This window comes from Chitinispirillales bacterium (assembly GCA_031254455.1).
In the GTDB taxonomy this organism is placed as follows: Bacteria; Fibrobacterota; Chitinivibrionia; order Chitinivibrionales; family Chitinivibrionaceae; genus WRFX01.
In genome coordinates this window covers 1-18978 of record JAIRUI010000076.1, presented here as the reverse complement: position 1 = coordinate 18978, position 18978 = coordinate 1, and the positions used below count along the sequence as shown (strand labels likewise).

General features: G+C 39.2%; 15 protein-coding genes. 8 read left to right on the top strand and 7 right to left on the bottom strand.

The window, feature by feature from the left end:
- Positions 1 to 77 precede the first annotated feature (77 nt).
- The gene (locus LBH98_05400) at positions 78 to 1709 is read left to right on the top strand and encodes a glycosyltransferase family 4 protein (protein ID MDR0304190.1); all 1632 of its coding nucleotides are present in this window, start codon (positions 78 to 80) and stop codon (positions 1707 to 1709) included.
- Between the two features lie 3 nt (positions 1710 to 1712).
- Entirely contained in the window at positions 1713 to 2285 is a 573-nt protein-coding gene (coaE, locus tag LBH98_05395) for a dephospho-CoA kinase (GenBank protein ID MDR0304189.1), read from the top strand.
- 48 nt (positions 2286 to 2333) lie between these two features.
- Here the strand turns inward: coaE and LBH98_05390 are convergent, their stop codons facing one another.
- Both LBH98_05390 and LBH98_05385 read right to left on the bottom strand, forming a co-directional pair.
- Positions 2334 to 4256: a pyruvate carboxylase subunit B gene (locus LBH98_05390; GenBank protein MDR0304188.1), complete on the bottom strand. Its 1923-nt coding sequence runs from the start codon at positions 4254 to 4256 to the stop codon at positions 2334 to 2336.
- 79 nt (positions 4257 to 4335) lie between these two features.
- The gene (locus LBH98_05385) at positions 4336 to 6363 is read right to left on the bottom strand and encodes a cation:proton antiporter (protein MDR0304187.1); all 2028 of its coding nucleotides are present in this window, start codon (positions 6361 to 6363) and stop codon (positions 4336 to 4338) included.
- A gap of 133 nt (positions 6364 to 6496) precedes the next feature.
- Here LBH98_05385 and LBH98_05380 point away from each other — a divergent pair, with 133 nt between their 5' ends.
- Positions 6497 to 7762, top strand: coding sequence for a M23 family metallopeptidase (locus tag LBH98_05380; GenBank protein MDR0304186.1), 1266 nt, complete (start codon positions 6497 to 6499; stop codon positions 7760 to 7762).
- Positions 7763 to 7882: 120 nt separating this feature from the next.
- On the opposite strand, the gene LBH98_05375 is transcribed toward LBH98_05380, so the two are convergent.
- Positions 7883 to 10369 carry a hypothetical protein gene (locus LBH98_05375; GenBank protein MDR0304185.1) on the bottom strand — a complete coding sequence of 829 codons (2487 nt, stop codon included), beginning with the start codon at positions 10367 to 10369 and terminating at the stop codon, positions 7883 to 7885.
- A 187-nt stretch (positions 10370 to 10556) separates the two neighbouring features.
- Here LBH98_05375 and LBH98_05370 point away from each other — a divergent pair, with 187 nt between their 5' ends.
- The 3 genes from LBH98_05370 to LBH98_05360 all read left to right on the top strand — a co-directional run bounded on the left by LBH98_05370 (position 10557) and on the right by LBH98_05360 (position 13887).
- Positions 10557 to 11984 carry a TolC family protein gene (locus tag LBH98_05370; protein ID MDR0304184.1) on the top strand — a complete coding sequence of 476 codons (1428 nt, stop codon included), beginning with the start codon at positions 10557 to 10559 and terminating at the stop codon, positions 11982 to 11984.
- Positions 11985 to 12075: 91 nt separating this feature from the next.
- Positions 12076 to 12432 (top strand): response regulator, encoded by a 357-nt coding sequence (locus tag LBH98_05365; GenBank protein ID MDR0304183.1) that lies wholly within the window; start codon positions 12076 to 12078, stop codon positions 12430 to 12432.
- A 132-nt stretch (positions 12433 to 12564) separates the two neighbouring features.
- Positions 12565 to 13887: a mechanosensitive ion channel family protein gene (locus tag LBH98_05360; GenBank protein MDR0304182.1), complete on the top strand. Its 1323-nt coding sequence runs from the start codon at positions 12565 to 12567 to the stop codon at positions 13885 to 13887.
- Between the two features lie 200 nt (positions 13888 to 14087).
- Here LBH98_05360 and LBH98_05355 read toward each other — a convergent pair whose 3' ends face one another.
- Genes LBH98_05355 through LBH98_05345 form a run of 3 tightly spaced genes read right to left on the bottom strand, consistent with a single transcriptional unit; the run spans position 14088 to position 16231 of the window.
- Positions 14088 to 14849 carry an SDR family oxidoreductase gene (locus LBH98_05355; protein MDR0304181.1) on the bottom strand — a complete coding sequence of 254 codons (762 nt, stop codon included), beginning with the start codon at positions 14847 to 14849 and terminating at the stop codon, positions 14088 to 14090.
- Positions 14850 to 14862: 13 nt separating this feature from the next.
- Positions 14863 to 15621 carry a Nif3-like dinuclear metal center hexameric protein gene (locus LBH98_05350; protein MDR0304180.1) on the bottom strand — a complete coding sequence of 253 codons (759 nt, stop codon included), beginning with the start codon at positions 15619 to 15621 and terminating at the stop codon, positions 14863 to 14865.
- Between the two features lie 7 nt (positions 15622 to 15628).
- Positions 15629 to 16231 carry a hypothetical protein gene (locus LBH98_05345; protein ID MDR0304179.1) on the bottom strand — a complete coding sequence of 201 codons (603 nt, stop codon included), beginning with the start codon at positions 16229 to 16231 and terminating at the stop codon, positions 15629 to 15631.
- A 150-nt stretch (positions 16232 to 16381) separates the two neighbouring features.
- On the opposite strand from LBH98_05345, the gene LBH98_05340 reads away from it, so the two are divergent.
- Together LBH98_05340 and LBH98_05335 are read left to right on the top strand one after the other, a co-directional pair.
- Entirely contained in the window at positions 16382 to 17236 is an 855-nt protein-coding gene (locus LBH98_05340) for a bifunctional 5,10-methylene-tetrahydrofolate dehydrogenase/5,10-methylene-tetrahydrofolate cyclohydrolase (GenBank protein ID MDR0304178.1), read from the top strand.
- Positions 17237 to 17337: 101 nt separating this feature from the next.
- A complete protein-coding gene (locus LBH98_05335; protein MDR0304177.1) occupies positions 17338 to 17649 on the top strand; it encodes a flagellar biosynthesis anti-sigma factor FlgM in 312 nt (103 codons plus the stop codon).
- A 296-nt stretch (positions 17650 to 17945) separates the two neighbouring features.
- Here LBH98_05335 and LBH98_05330 read toward each other — a convergent pair whose 3' ends face one another.
- Positions 17946 to 18659 (bottom strand): hypothetical protein, encoded by a 714-nt coding sequence (locus LBH98_05330; protein ID MDR0304176.1) that lies wholly within the window; start codon positions 18657 to 18659, stop codon positions 17946 to 17948.
- Positions 18660 to 18978: the final 319 nt, after the last annotated feature.

Genomic DNA, 18978 nt, shown 5'->3' with positions numbered 1-18978 from the left:
GTTTTTACCGCAATATCGGCTGCAAGGCGTTTATTTTCATGCCAAATAGTATTTTCCACATAAAAACGGAGTAAAACATGAAAATATTCGGAACTACTTTCCCTTTTGTCGAGAGCGGGACTTCCGACAACGAACGTTTAGGACGACTTGTAGCAAATTATGAGTTTCTTAAATCGCTTCTGAACTTCTCGTCGTTTGAGCGGTTCCATTTATTTTGTTTGAGCCCAAGCCACGCACAAAATACGATAAACAAGCTTAAAACGGACGATTCGATTTCTGATAACGCCAAACAGAAAGTCGAGATTTTCCTTTATGATTCCCTAAAAGAACAATTGCAAACGACAAACTACCATTGTTTTCATTTGGGCGGATGGAGCTATCATTTCAGCGGTACCGTTTACTTGAGAAACACTTATGCAAAAGAGGCGTTTCCCGTTACAGGCATAATTCATTCGCTAAACGCCACTGCGACCTCGTCTTATGTACAGGGCTTAATCCGTTCTAACGCGCAGGAATACGACAGCATTTTTTGTACCAGTAACGACGGGAAAGAGGTTATGCGAAAAAAAATCGCCGCCGCCACGGATTTGGACAAAAGCGCAAAATACGACGGAAAATTGTCGCAAATTCCTCTTGGGTACGACTTCTCGCTCGACAACAAAATGAGCAAAACCGCAGCAAAAATAACGATGAATTTTGAGCAGGGCGTCAAATATATTTTGTATTTGGGACGGCTTTCTCCATCCACAAAAGCAGACCTGTATCCGCTTCTTTTGGTATTCAAGTCACTTAAAGAAAAAGTGAATTTTAAGATAAAATTAGTACTTGCGGGAGGCGTCAATCCGAATGAATTGCGCGTTCACAAAGAAATGATTCAAGAATTGGGTTTAGATATGGACGTACAGCTGATGATAAATTTTGATTTAGCGAAAAAAAGGGCGCTTATCTCGTCGGCGGAAGTCTGTGTCGCTCCATCGGACAACATACAAGAGACATTCGGGATTTCCATAATCGAAGCGGCCGCCTGCGGGATTCCCGTAGTTGCCGCCGATATTGACGGATACAAGGATTTGGTTGTGCAAAATGAAACCGGGTTCAAGATAAAAACCACTTGGATAGACGATTTTGAGCCATGCGAAATAGACGATTTGTACGATTTTTCAGTTATGCAGATTATGCTTTCACAAGCAATGGCTATCGACTGCGACGAGATGGAAGAAAAAATACATTTGCTTTTAACCGATGAAAATCTGCGAAACAAAATGGGCGAAAATGCGGCAAAACGCGCCGTAGAAAATTACCGATGGGACGTTGTAATAAAGCGATATGAAAAAGAATGGGATTTGCTGAAAGAAATCGCTGTGAAAGTCGGCAAACCGAAAGAATTTATGTCTAATCCGTATTCCAATCGTTACTTGGAGACGTTTTCACATTACCCTACACGAACGTTTAACGAAAATTTAGTATTGCAGATTACACCTGACGGCGAAAGCGTTATCAAACGTACAAAGCAAATTCCGCAGGCATACGGCGACTGTTCAATTATGCTCGACATAGATTATTTGCTGAAAGTCATGCAATACTTGTCGCAGCGCGGACAAACAAGCGTCAAAAGCGTATTCATGAAATTTCCGGATAACCGTACAAAAGGGCGGTATTCTATTCTATGGGCGGTAAAATATCGTCTTATGCGGTTTGTAGAGGCATAAAAAGTGATTTTTGGAATTTCGGGATATATGGGAAGCGGAAAAAGCAGCGCCGCGAAATATCTTTGCGAAAAATACCGTTTTACACTAATCGACGCCGACAAAACGGCACGAAAATTGATGCTTGAAAACTCCGATTTAATAAACGAAACAGGTAAAACTTTTGGCGTCGTAGAGGATGGAAAAATAAATTTTTCACAACTTGGAGAAATTGTTTTTGAAAATGTCGAAAACCTTAAAAAACTCAATTCTATAACTTTCCCGTACATAATTGAAGCGATAAACTCGGAAAGAAAAAACGCCGTTTGTTCCGTGCTCTTGGACGCCGCACTTTTACCGCTGATTTCTCCGAAAGAAATTTGTGATTTCGCCGTTTGGATTGACAGCGGCGTTCAAACGAGAATCAAACGGCTTCAAAAAAGAACAAATTTGAGTATCGACGTGATAAAAAATAGAATTGAAAAGCAAATGCAACTAATGCTAAAGCCGCAAAACGACGCTTTTTGGAATTTTGTCCGAAATAATTCGTCTATCGAGAACTTATTTGCCAAAACAGACGAAATTTGCGGTAAATTCTAATAAACATTACCGCCTAAATCTCAAATTAACCAAAATAATTTTTCTTAACTATTTCATTCCAATTAACGCTTGACCTTTTTGAACCGTTTCGCCGTCTTTTGCCAAAACAGACGCAACAACGCCGTCTTTGTCGGTTTTTATCTCGTTGAACAGCTTCATCGCTTCCACGGTACAAACAACCTCACCCATATTTATCGACTGCCCTATTTCAACAAACTTGGGTTTACCGGGGCCTGGTGCACAATAAAAAGTTCCCGTAATAGGCGAATTTATCGTCCAAACGTAATCTTTATTTTGAGACGACGGTATTTTGGACGCTTCGTCTTTCTGTTCCGTATTTTCGACAGGTTTTACGTTTACGTCTTGTGAACTTTTTGCCCCGCTCGTTTTCAGAAGTAGCGAGAAATCGCCCTTTTTAATCAAAAATTCATCAAAAACCATACCTGAACTTTGGCTTAAAATATATCCTATTCCTTGATAATCGTCTTTATGGGCAAGCGGCGCCATTTCTTCTTTGGAACCGGACGATTTTTTCGGCATAGACGCTTCCATACCGTCAAGCAATTCCACGTCGGCTGGAATCATTTCTCTTTCATCTTCGGGTTTTGCCCGCCATTTAAAGAATTCTGCAGCAACTTCGGGGAATATGGCATACGACAAAATATCTTCGTCTTGAGTAATAAATTTCGGTTCTATTTCGTCTGTAATTTTATCTAAAACCGGCTTAATGTCGTCCGCCGGACGATGTTTAATCGGCTTTTCGTCACCCAAAATCTTTTTAACGAAATCCCTTTCCATTTTTATGGGAGAGTCGCCGTACATTCCTTTGACGTAATCTTTGATTTCTTTTGGCACTATCTTGTATCTTTCGCCGGAAAGAATGTTCAGAACCGCCTGCGTACCGACAATTTGGCTTGTAGGCGTAACTAAAGGCGGATAACCGAAATCTTTGCGGACAGCGCTTACTTCTTTCAAAACATCGTCAAGTTTATCAAGTGCGTTTTGCTGCGTAAGTTGGGAGCGAAAATTTGAAATCATACCTCCAGGAATCTGATGAATTAAAATATCGGGGTCAATCGTATTTACCTCCATAGACGATTTCTGAGTTCTTTTTGGAAACAGATTTTTGAAATAATTCGCTGTTTTGGAAACGGCGTTTAAATCAAGATCCGCCGCATAATTTGTTTCCTTGAAAATAGCGACAAGCGTCTCTACGGGCGGCTGAGCCGTATTCAAAGCCATACTTGAAACCGAACAGTCAATTGCTCCGGCTCCCGCCCGAACACCTTCTACGTAAGCGGAAATCCCCATACCGCTTGTACTGTGAGTATGAATTTGAATGGGAATGTTTACTTCTTTTACCAAAGCTTTTACCAATTTTTCCGCAGAAATCGGCGACAAAATCCCCGCCATGTCTTTTATGCATAACGAGTCGATTCCCATTTGTACCTGTTCTTTCGCGTCGGAAACATATTTTTCAATCGTATGAGCCGGCGAAATAGTGTAAGCCAAAGTTCCCTGTGCGTATGCGTCATGTTTTTTTATCGCTTTAATCGAAGCTTCAAGATTTCTGGAATCGTTAAGCGCGTCAAAAACCCTAAAAATATCCACTCCGTTTTTTACCGAAAGATGAATAAATTTTTCAACGACGTCATCGGGATAATTACGATAACCGACCAAATTTTGCCCTCGAAGCAACATTTGAAGCGGCGTTTTTTTCGCACTCCCCTTAATAAGTCTCAGACGTTCCCACGGATCCTCCCGTAAAAATCTCATACATACGTCAAAAGTCGCGCCGCCCCAACATTCCAGCGAATAATAGCCGACATTATCTATAGTGTCGATAATTCCCATAATATCTTTAGTTCTCATTCTAGTCGCCCAAATTGATTGGTGCGCGTCGCGCAAAGTAGTGTCGGTAATGCGAAGCGGTATTTTGTGGAGCGTACTTTCCGTTTGTTTTTTGAACATATATGTTCTCCTTTTTTATTTTCGTCATTATATTAAGACGAAAAAAAATAAAACTTGGCGATATGAAAAAGCAAATCTCTCAGTAATTTGTAATATATCGAACTTCTTTTTCTTTTTTCGGCGGATATACGACCATAAAATTTTCTTTCGGTAATTTGCCGTTTATGAGACTTGGCACTTTTTCATATTCTTCACTGAAACTCAAAGAATTTTTTCTTCCGTTAATTATTACGGAAAAATCGTTTTGACGAATCGTTTCTTTGGCGAATTTGACCGGACTTTTCACTTTTTCCTCAAAAACAATGTCTAAATTTATATTATTCTTACGGCTAATATCTACGACTTCTTCATACTGCAGCCTTGAACCGTAAAGAATTATTTTCGTTTTAAGCGAACTTGCAACTCGTAAAATAGGTAATATTACCAGCAAGAAATTATATTCAATCAATGCGTTCGGAGAAATAAAAAGTATAGTCCGTTCGATGACATGCCAATCGACGACGCTTTTTACAGAGACGATAATGTTTTCACTGACAGACAAAATATGATCCAAAACCGTTCCGAAAATTTTTGGAGCGCCGACTTGCGAACTATTCCATCCCAAAATTATATGCGTAATTGAAAATTCTTTTGAAACAAGTTTTACGCCCGACGCGACATTTACATCGACTCTGGTAATCAAATGGGTAAGTTGATTAGTTCCGGACGCATGAGTTTGCGCTTGCTCAAGTAATTTTTGTTTTTTTTCTATTCCTTCTTTGACGTCATTACCGTCAACAACCAAATTTAACGGAAAAATCGGATTTTCGTTTTTCGGATTTTTCATCATTATTGATAAATCGACTAATTTTGTAACGGTTTTAGGATTTGACAACAGTAATAATATTTTTTCCTGTATCGTTCCGTTATTTTCTATATCTTCATCCTTGTACGACTCTTTTTTTTCGGACGATATGGCTTTTGCCGCTTTTTCTGTGAAAATCGCACTTATTATGCAGGTAACAAGCATAAGCAGGATTGACGCATCAAGTAAAACCGGCGTAAACAATCCTATTTTAACGCCTACAAACACCGCAGCCAAAGTGTTCGCCGCCTGCGTATTGCTTAACCCAAAAATCAAATCCCTTTGATTTTTGGAATATTTAAAAAATTTCTGCGTAAAATATGCGGCGAAATATTTCGTAGGAACGGCGAGAACAAACATCAAAAACGCCATTCCTATCGTTTTCCAGCCGCCAAAAAGAAGTTTTAAGTTTGTCAGCATTCCAACATACATCAAAAAAAACGGAACAAAAAGCGTATTCCCTATAAAACCTATCCTGTTCATCAAAATAGAATTTGCAGGAATTAGAGTGTTTACCGCCAAACCTGCCAAAAAGGCTCCTATAATCGGCTCAATTCCAAGCAATTTCCCGACCGACGCCACCGCAAATAAAATAGTTATTATAAAAATATATTGAGTGTAACTTTCGCTTTCGGCTATCCTGAAAAACCATCGTGAGAATTTCGGGACAAGAATTACGACTAAAAGCGAAAACGAGACAAACAAAAGCGGCGCATTATACCACGATTCGCCGACGTTCAAAGCTTTACTTGAAATTACTGCGAGAATTAACATCGAAATTGAATTCGTAATAAGCGTTCCGCCAACCGTCACGACGACGGCTTCGTTGTCTTTTACGCCGAGTTTTCCGGCGGCGGGATAAGTCAAAAGAGTGTGCGACGAAAAGATACTCCCAAAAAGAATCGACGTAGTTAAATCAAATTTTAATAAAAAATGTCCTGCTAAAAACCCTGCCGACATTGGAATAATAAACGTCAAAAGTCCGAACGCTATGCTTTTGTCTTTTTTCTTTTTGAAATCTTTTAAGTCAATCTCAAGACCCGAATAAAACATTATATAAATAATTCCGACAGTTCCGAAAAGTAAAATTCCGGTATCCCGCTCAAGAACGTTTAAGCAGTCGGGACCTAAAATTATTCCAAAAAATATAACACCGGCGATTTCTGGAAGCCTCATAAGGCGCATAACATACGGCGACAAAAATATTACAGCCATCACGATTGTAAAAACAAAAATAGGTTCCTGTATAATAGGTGAGTTCATAATTTTATCCGAAATATAAAAAATTTAACTATGCATGAAAATAATAAATGTCTAAAATGTTGCGCAAAACGTATTTTGTAAAATCTTTGTTTAATATTCCGTTTAACAATTGTTTAATAATTGAGAAATTTTTTTGATAAAAATAAATCTTTATAAAGTCATGGTCGTTATAACAATCGCGTTTTTTTTCGGATGCAAAAAAGAACATACGAAAGATTCCGTTGAAATTAACCGAGATTTTCATGTTATGAAAACAACTATAGAAGATACGATTGTGACAATAGAAGACACGATTCGTAAAGGAGAAGGTCCGTTCAATTTAATGGAACGCCTCAAAATCGACCGAAAAATCCGCTTGAAAATACTTTACAGTCTGGCAAACGAAGCCGATTTCACAACGTTGAAAACCGGAGAAAAATTTGCGGCGGTATATAATTCGGATACGACGCAGATTCTGGAATTTATATATTTTCAAGACAAAATAACTACGCATAGAATAAAAATTCTTTATGAAAACGACACGTCCTATGCGGCTTACGTCTTAGACGAAAAACCGAGTAAAGTTCGCCACAGATTGATTAAAGGAACTCTTAATTCGCCTACTTTAGACACGGAATTTCGCAGCATGGGGCTTGCGCCGCACATCGTAGGAATTGCGACAAACGTTTTGGAATGTAAAATATCTTTCAGAACGGACGCAAGAATAGGCGATAAGTTTGAACTATTGCTTGAAGAAGTCGTCTATTACGATACGACTCAAGAAAACGGCGTCATAGAACGGATTCTTGACGATAAAACAAACGTACTTTTCGTTTCTTATTCGGGCGTCAGAGCGAAAGAGCATAAAGGATACAGATATTTTGACGGGGATAAAAGCAGTTCTTACAACGCGCATTACACCGAAGACGGCGAAGCGCTTATTTATTCGGGACTTCGTTACCCGCTTGATAAAACACACATTACGTCGCCGTACGGCAATCGCCGACATCCCGTTACAGGAAAAGCGTCTTTTCACGCAGGCATAGATTATAGAGCGAAAGTCGGCACCCCCGTTTACGCGGTAGCGGAAGGTAAAGTCGTTATTTCAAAATACGACAAAATGTCGGGGAATCAAATCGCGATAAAACACAAAGACAACACAACTTCCTATTATCTTCATTTAAATAAACGAAATATAGGGGAAGGCGCTTATGTAAAAGCGCGGCAAGCGATAGGACTTTCCGGGAACACGGGATTGAGCAACGGACCGCATTTGCATTTAGGATTTAAGCAGGCAAACGGAACTTGGATGAATCCGCTTAGCAAACGCATGATAGCGGCGCCAAAATTAACCGGAGAACGGCTTGAAAAACTAAAATCGCAAATCAAAGAAATTAAGCGAATTTATGAAGAATTTTAAAGAAGTTTTACAGTGTGCCCACACTTATAGAACAGAACGAATAAAAATGAAATTATTTATTATAAATATGATAGATTTCCTGATTCTATAAAAAAGGCGGGAAAACCCGCCTCCTCAAAACTACCCCATAATTACTTCGACTTTATGCGTCTTTCCGTCGCCGTGCGGTTTAATTATGTCTTTCGGAATTTCTTTCCCGTCGACGATAATCGACTTAACTCCATACTCGACGCCGTTTGGGTTTTTTACCACGATTTCATAAACCGCCCCGCGAAAGTTCCGTTTTGCCGAAAATTCTTTCCAATTCTTTGAAATTTTCGGATTTATTTTAAGCCCGTCGTAGTTCGGCTGCAAACCCAGAATCCATTCGGTAAGCGATTGATGCATTGTCGGAGCGGTTCCGGTAAGCCAAGTGTGCCCGCCCTGTCCAAAACCGATTCCGCCGCGTCCGCGAACATATTCCGGATAAACATACGGCTCGCTTTTGTAGCGGTCTTGGTCGCTTGCCAAATTTTCCGGCAGGCATTTTTCGTAATATTTAGCGGCGTCTTCTCCACGATTCAAAATAGCATAACTCTGCACAAGCCAAGCGTTCAGATGCATAAAAATTGAACCGTTTTCTTTCATCGCCGGCGGCTCTTTTTCTATATTCCAAGTCCTGCCCGGCAATTCCTCGCGCTGAGCGAGTCCGTTATAAACCGGAAAACAAATTTGTGCGCCAAATTCGCTGTCCAAATACTCTTCAACTTTTTTAATTACGACTTTGGCACGGTTTTCATCGGCGGTTTCGCAGTTAATTCCAAACGCCTGCGGCTCAAGAAAAATCTTCGCCTCAAAATTTTCGCTTCTTCCCAAATCCTTTTTACCGGCGACCCGCGATAACGCACGAATATAATATCCCTCTTTGTCTATCGCATATTTCTCAAGAGCGGCATATACTTTTTTCGCCCGTGAAACATATTCGTCGGCAAGCGCGATATCTCTATTCGCCGCTTTAAGTAAATTCGCCGCGTCAATCAACGCCTTATGCAACTGCTGCGCTACCATAACGCTTTCAACGTCCTTATTCCATTCGCCGCCCGTACGCAACTCGTTCAAGTCGTCGTTCCAATCGCAGTCCTTCATATACGGCAAATCGCGGTCGCTTCTATCGGTCCAAACACGGTCGATCGCTTTATGAACATGTTCCAAAATCGTACCGTAAATTTCACCTTCTTTTTCATAGACTTCTGCGTAAGCGACCTTTTCGTCTAAAAATGCGAAATCTCCCGTTTCCTTAACATATTTAATAATCGCCGCAGGAAACCAAATCGGGTCGTCCGATGCCTGAATATTGCGGTTTCCCGGTTGGTCGATAAAGAAATTATGATACGAAATTCCAGTCGAAAACATTTGCGTAGCGATGTGTTTGAGAGACGATTTCACGGTTTGGGGCGAATATGGAAGATTGAAGTTGACATCCTGCAAAATATCGCGAAAACCCCATCCGTATTCGTATCCCGTGTGATAGCGCGATTTCATCCTGTTTAGAATATACACGACACGGCACTGATATTGCAGCCACTTAAAAGCGCGGTTTATTTTTGCATTGGGAGTAGAAACTGTAAATTGCGACATCATATCGTCCCACCATTTTTTTACTTCGCCAAGCATAGTCTCGCGGTTTTGAACGTTTTTCACCGTTTTAATCGCATTTTTGAGATATTTTTTCCCGTTCAAATAGTAATCTTTGGTAGAACTTGCTATCAGTGCAACCGCAAATTCCGTTTTCTCGCCCGCTTTCAGCGTAATTTTATTGCGAAAAACTCCGCAAGTCCTGCGCAAATACGCCTGATTAGTATTTGAAAGCGGCTTTGCGTCAATGATTCTCAACGGATCGGCAAGCGAATGGAATCTGTCGCCCGTAAAACGCTCTTCGTCCGTTTCGTACTCGGTATTTTCGTCGTTGAGCGTGGAAACAAACGCCGCTACGTTTCCAAGCATTCCGTTAATTTCAGTTTTGTTATCGCCTACGCTTGTTCCGTGATTCCTTCGAAAAACTATCGCGTTTAAGTCCTTGTCCCAATTTGCACCGCCGAAAAATCCGTCGTTATCTCCGGCAAGCAGACGAATCAGCGCGTCACCCATATGAATCGGAATAAACGGATAAATTTCGAGTTCTTTCGTCTCGTTTGTCGTATTTTCTACGATAATATTTTGTATCCATCCGTCAAATTCTTTCGGAACAAACATCGTTTCTTCGGTTCTAATTCCTTTATATTCTGAATCAAATTTAATATATCCGAACCCAAGCGTCGTTTTGAATTTTTGTCCGTCTTTTTTGACCGGCTGCCATGTGGTCGTAAAAAAATCACGGGTTTTTGCATCGACTATATAACAATAACGTCCTTTGTTATCGGCGTCGTTGAGATGCAATTGCGTATCAACGAAAGTGTTTTCGTGAGTGCCGCGTATGTCAAATCCGCCGCCGGTATAACTTACTCCCGAACAAAAAGTTTGTGTTCCCGGCTGGTTTGGACGAATCAGGTAATGGAGCCAAGGTTCGGGGGTGCGCGGGTTAAAAATTTCAAACTCATCTTTTTCGTTAAACTTTCCGTATTCTGCCATAAACAACTCCTATAATTATTATGGTTGACGACTTTAATTTGAAGAAAATAATATTTTTTAAAGTATTTTACATAAATTAAAGATTAAAATCCACAAAAAATATAGAAACGTTCGTTTGTAATTCTTCTTTGCGGATCACGGATTAAAGTATTTTATTAATGTAGCATTCGAACCGAAAAGGTAATTTATGTTTTGTGTTATCTTGATAATTTTAATCTTATCGTCTGCGGCGTTTGCAGCCGATTATTCGCTCAACGAACTTGTAGATTCCGCTTACAAGCATTCGCATTTACTTTCTATCGCCGACCTTCAAATTGAAAAAAACAAAGAATTCGTGGACGAGTCTAAAAGGCATCTATTACCCGCCGTAACATTTACCGGAAATTACAATTACGCAATCACTCCTTATAATTCCATGGCGAAAATAACGGATGAAAGTCCCGCCTCTTTTACGGAATTTTATAAAAAAGAAATTGCAGGAAATTTTCCATATAAAGCAGGCGACACTTTAATAACCGGCATGCTTGATTATTTAATAAGCGGGTTTTCCGAGATTACTCCGCGAAACACGATTTCCGGCGGGATTGATTTACGCCAAACTTTTTTTGCGCAAAATAAATTTCGCCATTCAATAAACTACGCGCGAATTCAAGGACGAGCTTTAATTTGTTACTGGCAGGATGTACGTATGAAAGTAAAGGCGGATATGACTAAATTATATTATAGTGCGCTTATCGCTAAAGAACAAACGTTAATTGAAAAACAAAGCCGCGATATTGCCGAAAGCCGCCATAATCAGACGGTTCTTCTTTTCAATTCGCATATCTTATCAGAGATTGACACGCTTAACAGTTTTGTTGACTTTTCGTCGTCTGCAATTCGACTCGCCGAAAGTCAAAGGCATAACCGTGAAATTTATCATACAATCGCACTGTCGGCGGGAATTTCAAATTCCGATTCTATAACTTTAAGCGACACGCTTTCAATTTCCGGATATAGATTTGATTATGACGTTTTGCAACAACATTTTCTTGAAGAGAATAAAGACCTAAGACTTTTGGCTAATGAAGTCGATTTGGCTGAAATACGCGCAGCGATGGCAAAAGACGACTATTACCCGATTATTTACGGAGGAATATCGTTAAATAAAGTCGCACAATTTGATAACCTTAATAAATTCGACGATTTTTCTTTTGAACCCGACAGAAAACTTTATTTGGGAATTTCTTACGATATTACAACATTCGGACGGCGCAGGTTGAAAGTCAAGCAGAGCGAGTACGATTTGAAAATAGCAAAGCACAATTACGAGAATAAAAAAGAACAGCTGCTTATTCAACTGAAATCAAACTTTGAGGCGATTAACGAAGAATATGCAAAAGTAGAAGAAAGCAAAAAAATTCTTGACGCATCGCAAAAAGCGCTTGTTTTGGCGCAAAATCGTTTTAGCGACGGCTTAATTTCACAAATGGAAATGGATATTTTCGAACAGCGGTTTCGTCAAAGCGGATTGGTTTATTTATCTGCGGTTTTGCGATATAATTCCGCTTTAATAGATTTAAGAATTATGGGAGCGGATTATTTGTATGAATTTTCGGAATCGTTTGAAAAATAAGAAAATAAAAGAATTATTATTTTTTCACTTGCGCAAAGAGTAAATAATTTCATATTTTTACGTTGAGCGGTAAATTATTGAGGAGTTAATTATGAGAGTGCTTCTTGTTGACGATTCTTCCACCATGAGAAGAATACAAACCAACCAGTTAAATGCTTTGGGAATTACAGAGGTGATAGAAGCGGAAAACGGACAAGACGGGCTTGACAAGCTGGCTAAATTTATGCCGATAGACGTTGTTTTGCTTGATTGGAATATGCCGGTTAAAAACGGATATGAATTTCTCACCGAAGCGCGCGCTAACGCCGCTTACGCCGGTGTAAAAATCATTATGTGTACTTCGGAATCGGAGAAAGCGCGCGTTCTCGAAGCGCTCAAAGCAGGTGCGAACAACTATATTGTAAAGCCGTTTGCAGCCGAAGCGATAAAAGAAAAATTGGGTTTGTAGTCGGTGTTTGTTTTTCGTCTTTTTGGAGATTGTGCGTTTGCCGATCTCCGTAAATTGTTTCTTTTTGTTCTTATATTATTTTCCGTTTCTTTTTTACAGGAAACGCCGGTCTATATACAAACCGCCGATTCTTTGAACTCTGTCCCATCCGTACAAATACCCGTAGATACGCAAAAAATAAAAGATTCGTTTTCTTTGTCGCCCGTAAAAAACAATATATCAATTTCGGCGAAACTTTTAAATTCCGTGAATAATTTTGTAACGGAAATTTCAAAAATATTCAAAAATATTCAAAAAAACGGAATAGGTTTTCTCGGTGAAATATTTGAAGCGATTTTAATAACGGCCGTTTCCGTATCGCTCATATTCGGAACTCATTTGCTTTTCAGACGCCTTTCAAACGCTATAGTTTCATACGGCGAAAAACACTTCAAAGCGATAACGCTCAAAAAATACAGAATATTAGACCAAAAGCAAATTCTACGTGGAGTTTTATTTTCGCTCAAATTCGTAAAATACACGCTTTCAATGTTGATTTTGTTTATGACGATCCCGCTGATTTTTGGGATTTTCCCTCAAACGCACGATTTTGCGGTTACACTGTGGGGATACTTTTTATCTCCTGTAAAAACGATTTTCTTCGGAATAGTAAATTATATTCCAAAACTGATAACGATTATCGTAATATTATTTTTCGTAAAATACGTTTTGAAAATGCTGAAATTTTTCAGCAACGAAATCGAAAACGGCAAACTTATAATCAAAGGATTTTATCCCGACTGGGCAAAACCGACTTATCTACTGTTAAAATACATGATTTACATTTTCACCATAGCGGTGATTTTTCCATATTTGCCTTACTCGGACACGCGAGTTTTTCAGAGTATCTCTCTGTTCGTAGGAGTAATAATTTCGCTCGGTTCTTCTTCGGCAATCGGGAATCTGGTCGCAGGATTAGTGATAACTTATATGCGTCCGTTCAAAATCGGCGACAGGATAAAAATCGGCGAAAACGTCGGCATGGTAGTCGAAAAAACCGCGGTTGTAGTTAGAATACGGACAGACAAAAAAGAATATGTTACATTTCCAAATATCACGATTTTGACATCGAACATTACAAATTTCAGTTATTCAAACGAATCCGGGAACGGTTTGATAATTCATGCGGACATCACTTATAATTATTCGGTCGAATGGCGCAAAATTCACGAATTGCTGATAAAAGCGGCAAAAAAAACGCAGTTTATAGAAGAAACGCCGGAACCGTTCGTTTTTCAGAAATCGCTTGACAATTTTTACTGCGTTTATGAAATCAACGCTTATACCAAAGAAATAGCAGGGGTTATGCAGGTTTATTCGGAGTTGCATAAAAACATCCAAGACGCTTTTCGAGATGCCGGTTTGGATTTGACTACGCCTGACCGTGAAGTTTATGAAACTATAGAAACAAAATAAATACTTCCGCAAAAACGGAGCGCAAAATCTCTCTCTGCGCAATATTGTCGCAAAAATCGCTTTAATAAATTCCATCTATTTAACGCAATCCAATTTCGGCTTATAGAGTAGGATTAGCGGACACTGACGACACAGCTATATAAGTCCCATTATCGTTGTAAGGCTAAACGCTTTTTATAGTTATTTTATTCCAGCCGTTCTTAAATTGTCGGCATGACGTTTCCGCCGCACACGGGAATGTAAGCGCCGGTAATAAAGGAAGCCAAATCACAAGCCAAAAACACTACGGCGTTCGCTATATCTTGGTCGGTTCCCATTCGTTTGAGCGGTATTTGTGTTATATATTCATCGGCGCCTTCCGGCAAATCGCCGTTAAATTTTTCGGTTATCGTCCATCCCGGAGCTACTTGATTAACGGTTATTCCAAACTCTCCGACTTCGCGGGCAAGAACTTTCAACAGTCCGTCCATTCCTCTTTTTCCTGCGACATACGCCGATTGAGTCTCCTGTAATTCCATAGCGCATTCCGTATTCATGGCTATTACTCTGCCGTATTTGTTTTTCACCATTTCTGGAACAAACGCTTTTATCATGTGTACATTGTGCATTATGCAGGATTGAAACTGACTTTCGTAATCTTTCAAATCCTGTTCAAGAATATTTTTCCATTCGTATTGTATAACGGCGTTATTGACAATAATCTGAGGCGTTCCCATCGTCGCATAAACGGCGTCTTTCATTGTATTTATCTCTTGTGCGCAAGTAATATTCGCCTGAAATATTTTCGCTTTGCGCCCTATATTACGAATGTCGTCTGCAACTTTTTGTACGGAATCTTTGTCTTTGTAATAGTGTAAAGCGACATCAGCTCCGCATAAAGCGCAGGTTTTTGCGACAGTTCTTCCGATTCCGCCGGATGCGCCCGTAATAAGTGCGAGTTTTCCGTTGAGATCTATTTTCATAAAAATCCTTTTTTCATAATCCTGTCGGGCATTCTATATACACGCATTCAATATCGGGAAATTTTACTGAGATATGTTTTTTCAACGCCCAAATACCCGTTTGTTCGCTTGCATGGTGTCCGGCAAAAATCATAGATATTCCCAAATCGTTAGCCAAATGATAAAAATCCCGTTTTTCACCCGTAATAAGCAAATCCGCACCGGCTTCTTTTGCTTGTATTACAGCGTCTGAAGAACAAGCGCCGCTTGCCGCAGCAATTACAGAAACAATTCTTTTTTCGTCTAAGACATAAGGTTTGGTTTTTAGTTTGTCTTCAATAATTTCCGCAATTTGTAAAACGCTTTTCGGCGAGCCGTATTTTCCTGTTGCGCCGACAAAACCGCTTCCGTGTTTCAAAAATCTTCCTGAAACGTTTGCGCCGACTATTTTTATTATTTCTACGTTGTTTCCGACTTCGCAATGCATATCAAGAGGAAGATGAACGGCATAAAGATTTATATCGGCGGAAATTAAAGTATCGATACGTTTTTTGTTCATCCCGATAAATCGCGAATCGTCTTTTTTCCAAAAAAGCCCGTGATGAACTATCAATATATCGGCGTTTTCCTGTTTCGCTTTCTCAAAAACCTCTATTCCCGCGTCAACGGCGAATGCAATTTTACTAACGTATTCTTTCCCTTCGACTTGCAAACCGTTAAAAGAAGAATCGTCAATTTCGGCGACGCTCAAATATTTGTCAAGATAAGCCGATATTTCGCTGCGGGAAGTCATTTTTAATTTACTCGGCTGTAAATTTTTTTATTAAATCAATCAATTCTGTTCCGTTAACCGGTTTTTGCATAATGGTCGCCCCCTGTTTTTTTAGAAATTCCGCTTCTTCCGAAAGTTTTTCGTCTTTTTGATAAACTATACAATGCATGTTGGGATTTACTGTTTTTCCGGTTGTGAAAAAATCTTGACAATGTGTCGGGTCGTTCGGCGAATCTATATCCATAACCGAGATAGGCGTTTTGTTTTCAAACAAAAATTCTGTAGCCTCGTCTATTTCGTAAAACTCATAAACTTCGCAGTATTGCTGTAAAATACTTTTCAATGTCGTAATGAACAGTCCTCTGGAGCCGAAAAGCGCAAGCGGCGGTTTTTGTGTTTTTGTTTTTGCATCGTCCGTCGCCGTCGGCGCGACAGCGGTATCGGGCGTTGAAACTGTTTGCTGGACGCTTTGTACGGTTTCATCGGCTTGGTCTGTTGAAACGGCGGTTTTTTCCTTTTCTTTTTCTTTAATTCTGTTTCTTGCCTCTAAATTTCTCCGCTCAATAATGCTTGCTTGCTTTTTCTGCGAGAATTGCTTCAATAACGCTTCTCTGTTTTTATTAAAATCCATATTCCCTCCATATCTGTTTAGATAATTTAATATTTTCCCGCAGCAAAATACAATACTTAAACTTTGTAAATATAATTTTTACGTTTTGCAAATCATGAGGGTTATTTATTATTTTACATACCGTTATTCATTCTTGAAAAGAAGGGTTTTATGTCGCAGCCGATTGTTCTTGACGGTAAAATGTTAGCCGCAAAAATAGAAGACGAATTAAAGAGCAGAATTTGTGAATTGAAGAATAAAAACGGAAACGCTCCCCTGATTTTGGCGACTATTTTGGTCGGAAACGATCCTGCAAGCGCGACTTACGTGAAAATGAAAGGGAACGCATGTTTGCGTATCGGACTTGAGCCGATGAAAATAGAATTACCTCATGACACTTCAACCAAAAAACTTCTTGAAAAAATAGAAGATTTGAATCAGAACAAAAACGTCTTCGGAATTTTATTGCAGCATCCCGTTCCAAGCCAAATTAACGAGCGAGCGGCGTTTGATAAAATTTTACTTAAAAAAGACGTTGACGGCGTTACAAGTTTAGGCTTTGGCAAGATGGCTATGGGAGAAACCGTTTTCGGCAGCGCTACGCCAAGCGGAATTATGCGGCTTATTGACTATTATGGCATTAATTGTGCAGGGAAAAATGCACTTGTCGTGGGGCGAAGCGCAATTTTGGGAAAACCTGCGGCTATGATGCTTCTCAATAAAAACGCTACGGTTACCGTTTGTCATTCGCAAACGAAAAATCTTGATAAAATGATAAAAGATGCGGAAATCGTTGTAGGAGCGGTCGGAAAACCTAAATTTATTAAAGGCGAATGGATAGCCGACAACGCCGTTATTATTGACGCGGGGTATCATCCGCAACAAAAATGCGGCGATATTGATTTGGAAAATTGCAAAGATCGCTCTTTTGCGTACACTCCGGTTCCGGGAGGCGTGGGACCTATGACCATTGCGTCGCTTATGGAACAAACAACAATTTCTGCAGAAAAATCTTTGGGAAACTGACTTTTTTTGATAATTATCGTTAAAGAAAATGTATTTTATGCCGATAATAAGATAATAGGATGGGTTTCAGGTACTGCGAATGATAAGCAAGGAGGTTTGTTATGCCTACTATAGGACAGATAAGCGGTAATATTTATACAGCCGCCTACGAGCCGAAATCCGCAAACGCAAAAGAATCAAACACAAAAAGAGACGAAAAACTCAAAGATTCCGTTGCGTTGAGCAATAGGGTTTCCGCCGGTTCGTCGGACGATAAAAATATCGCCGCCCTCAAAAGAATTGTCGAAAGCCATGAAAATGTGCGTGTCGGTTTGGTTACCGCCATAAAGGCGCAGGTCGATTCGGGGAATTATTTGATTGAGGACAAAATAGACAAAATAAGCGACAGCATTATAAATTCAATGTTTGCTTAAACGGGAAAATTTGTAAATCATATACAAACAGTTTTTATCGCCGTCTTAATCACATTCTTGATTTGTCGCATTTATGTGAAACGCCTAAGAAATATTACGGCGTACTTTTTAGCGGACCTCTTGCGAAATCAATAATTATTTTCATAATTGCATATCCCCGCTATTAAATTAAATGGAAAACCCTCGTCTTTCTCTAACCTTATATAAATTATTTTCCTGACTATATACAATTTTACACAAATAATTCAAACAAAAGGCAGAGATTTCTCCCTGCCTGATAATTCATACCGACATTATTACATTCTGTTTTTCGCTAAATACCATTCGGTAATATCAAAAGTATTACCACCGCTTTTTATGAAAACTTTACCGGAAACATAGTTATTAAACGTTCCTCCCCATGGGCTAATTTTTAAATTGTCAAAAACTATACTTGCCTTAAACTCGCCACTATAATCTAACGTTTCGTTTGACGTATAATCTGTTATTGCTGAATATACTCTACCGTTTTCCTCGAGTTCATTAGTTGTTTTAAAAATCCGAATACTGCTTATATCTGCAAATAATCTTTCATTTTGTGAAAAATCATCACTGTCAATACTCATATTCATAGTATATTCATGTGAGAAACGATTACCTATATATTGTTGCCTAAATTCTGAAAGTTTTTGTGAAAATTCTTCAGAATTATATTTTGTTCCATTTAAGGTATATGAAACCCTTGTAACATACTTTCCACTTTTGCCAGAATAAGTTGTAATGGTTTCATTGGCACTGTGTGTAATTATTGCATTAGGCGCTGATGCATATAAATCTGATGCTTGTACAACCATATTCCAAAATTCATCCAAATTTTCCCATGTTACTGTTTTATTTGAAAGATTGCTATGCTTTCCATTATTATTTCCACCGCCATTATTATCATCATCGGCTCCACCACCGCATCCTGCAACAAACACCATCGTTAACACCATCAGTTCAAAAACCAACCGTTTCTTTAAAACTCTCATAACACTCAATCCCTTCTGCCTATTTTGGCAAGTTAAAGTTAAGACAGAAGACAGTGGAAAGGTTGTCCTGCCGAAATTCATTATTTCGCTAAAAATGGTGAATACGCCTATAGATATTAGAAGGCAGACAGAACAGCCTGAACAGACTATTCTCCTTTTAATATCTATATAGAAAGAGCATAAATGAAAGCGAGAATAAAGTGTCTGTTGCACAAGTATGATTTTCAGAACGGACTATTAGAGGATTTTTATTTATTCAGATACAACAATAAGTAAAAAAGCTGACTATGGTTCGCCAAAACCTTAAAAATTCGTCCAA

Excerpts from the sequence above, each read along its gene's own strand:
- LBH98_05330 (MDR0304176.1), bottom strand. The coding sequence starts at position 18,659 with ATGAGAGTTTTAAAGAAACGGTTGGTTTTTGAACTGATGGTGTTAACG.
- LBH98_05365 (MDR0304183.1), top strand. The coding sequence starts at position 12,076 with ATGAGAGTGCTTCTTGTTGACGATTCTTCCACCATGAGAAGAATACAA.
- LBH98_05350 (MDR0304180.1), bottom strand. The coding sequence starts at position 15,621 with ATGACTTCCCGCAGCGAAATATCGGCTTATCTTGACAAATATTTGAGC.
- LBH98_05345 (MDR0304179.1), bottom strand. The coding sequence starts at position 16,231 with ATGGATTTTAATAAAAACAGAGAAGCGTTATTGAAGCAATTCTCGCAG.
- LBH98_05390 (MDR0304188.1), bottom strand. The coding sequence starts at position 4,256 with ATGTTCAAAAAACAAACGGAAAGTACGCTCCACAAAATACCGCTTCGC.
- LBH98_05400 (MDR0304190.1), top strand. The coding sequence starts at position 78 with ATGAAAATATTCGGAACTACTTTCCCTTTTGTCGAGAGCGGGACTTCC.
- LBH98_05340 (MDR0304178.1), top strand. The coding sequence starts at position 16,382 with ATGTCGCAGCCGATTGTTCTTGACGGTAAAATGTTAGCCGCAAAAATA.
- LBH98_05375 (MDR0304185.1), bottom strand. The coding sequence starts at position 10,369 with ATGGCAGAATACGGAAAGTTTAACGAAAAAGATGAGTTTGAAATTTTT.
- LBH98_05370 (MDR0304184.1), top strand. The coding sequence starts at position 10,557 with ATGTTTTGTGTTATCTTGATAATTTTAATCTTATCGTCTGCGGCGTTT.
- LBH98_05335 (MDR0304177.1), top strand. The coding sequence starts at position 17,338 with ATGCCTACTATAGGACAGATAAGCGGTAATATTTATACAGCCGCCTAC.
- LBH98_05385 (MDR0304187.1), bottom strand. The coding sequence starts at position 6,363 with ATGAACTCACCTATTATACAGGAACCTATTTTTGTTTTTACAATCGTG.
- LBH98_05355 (MDR0304181.1), bottom strand. The coding sequence starts at position 14,849 with ATGAAAATAGATCTCAACGGAAAACTCGCACTTATTACGGGCGCATCC.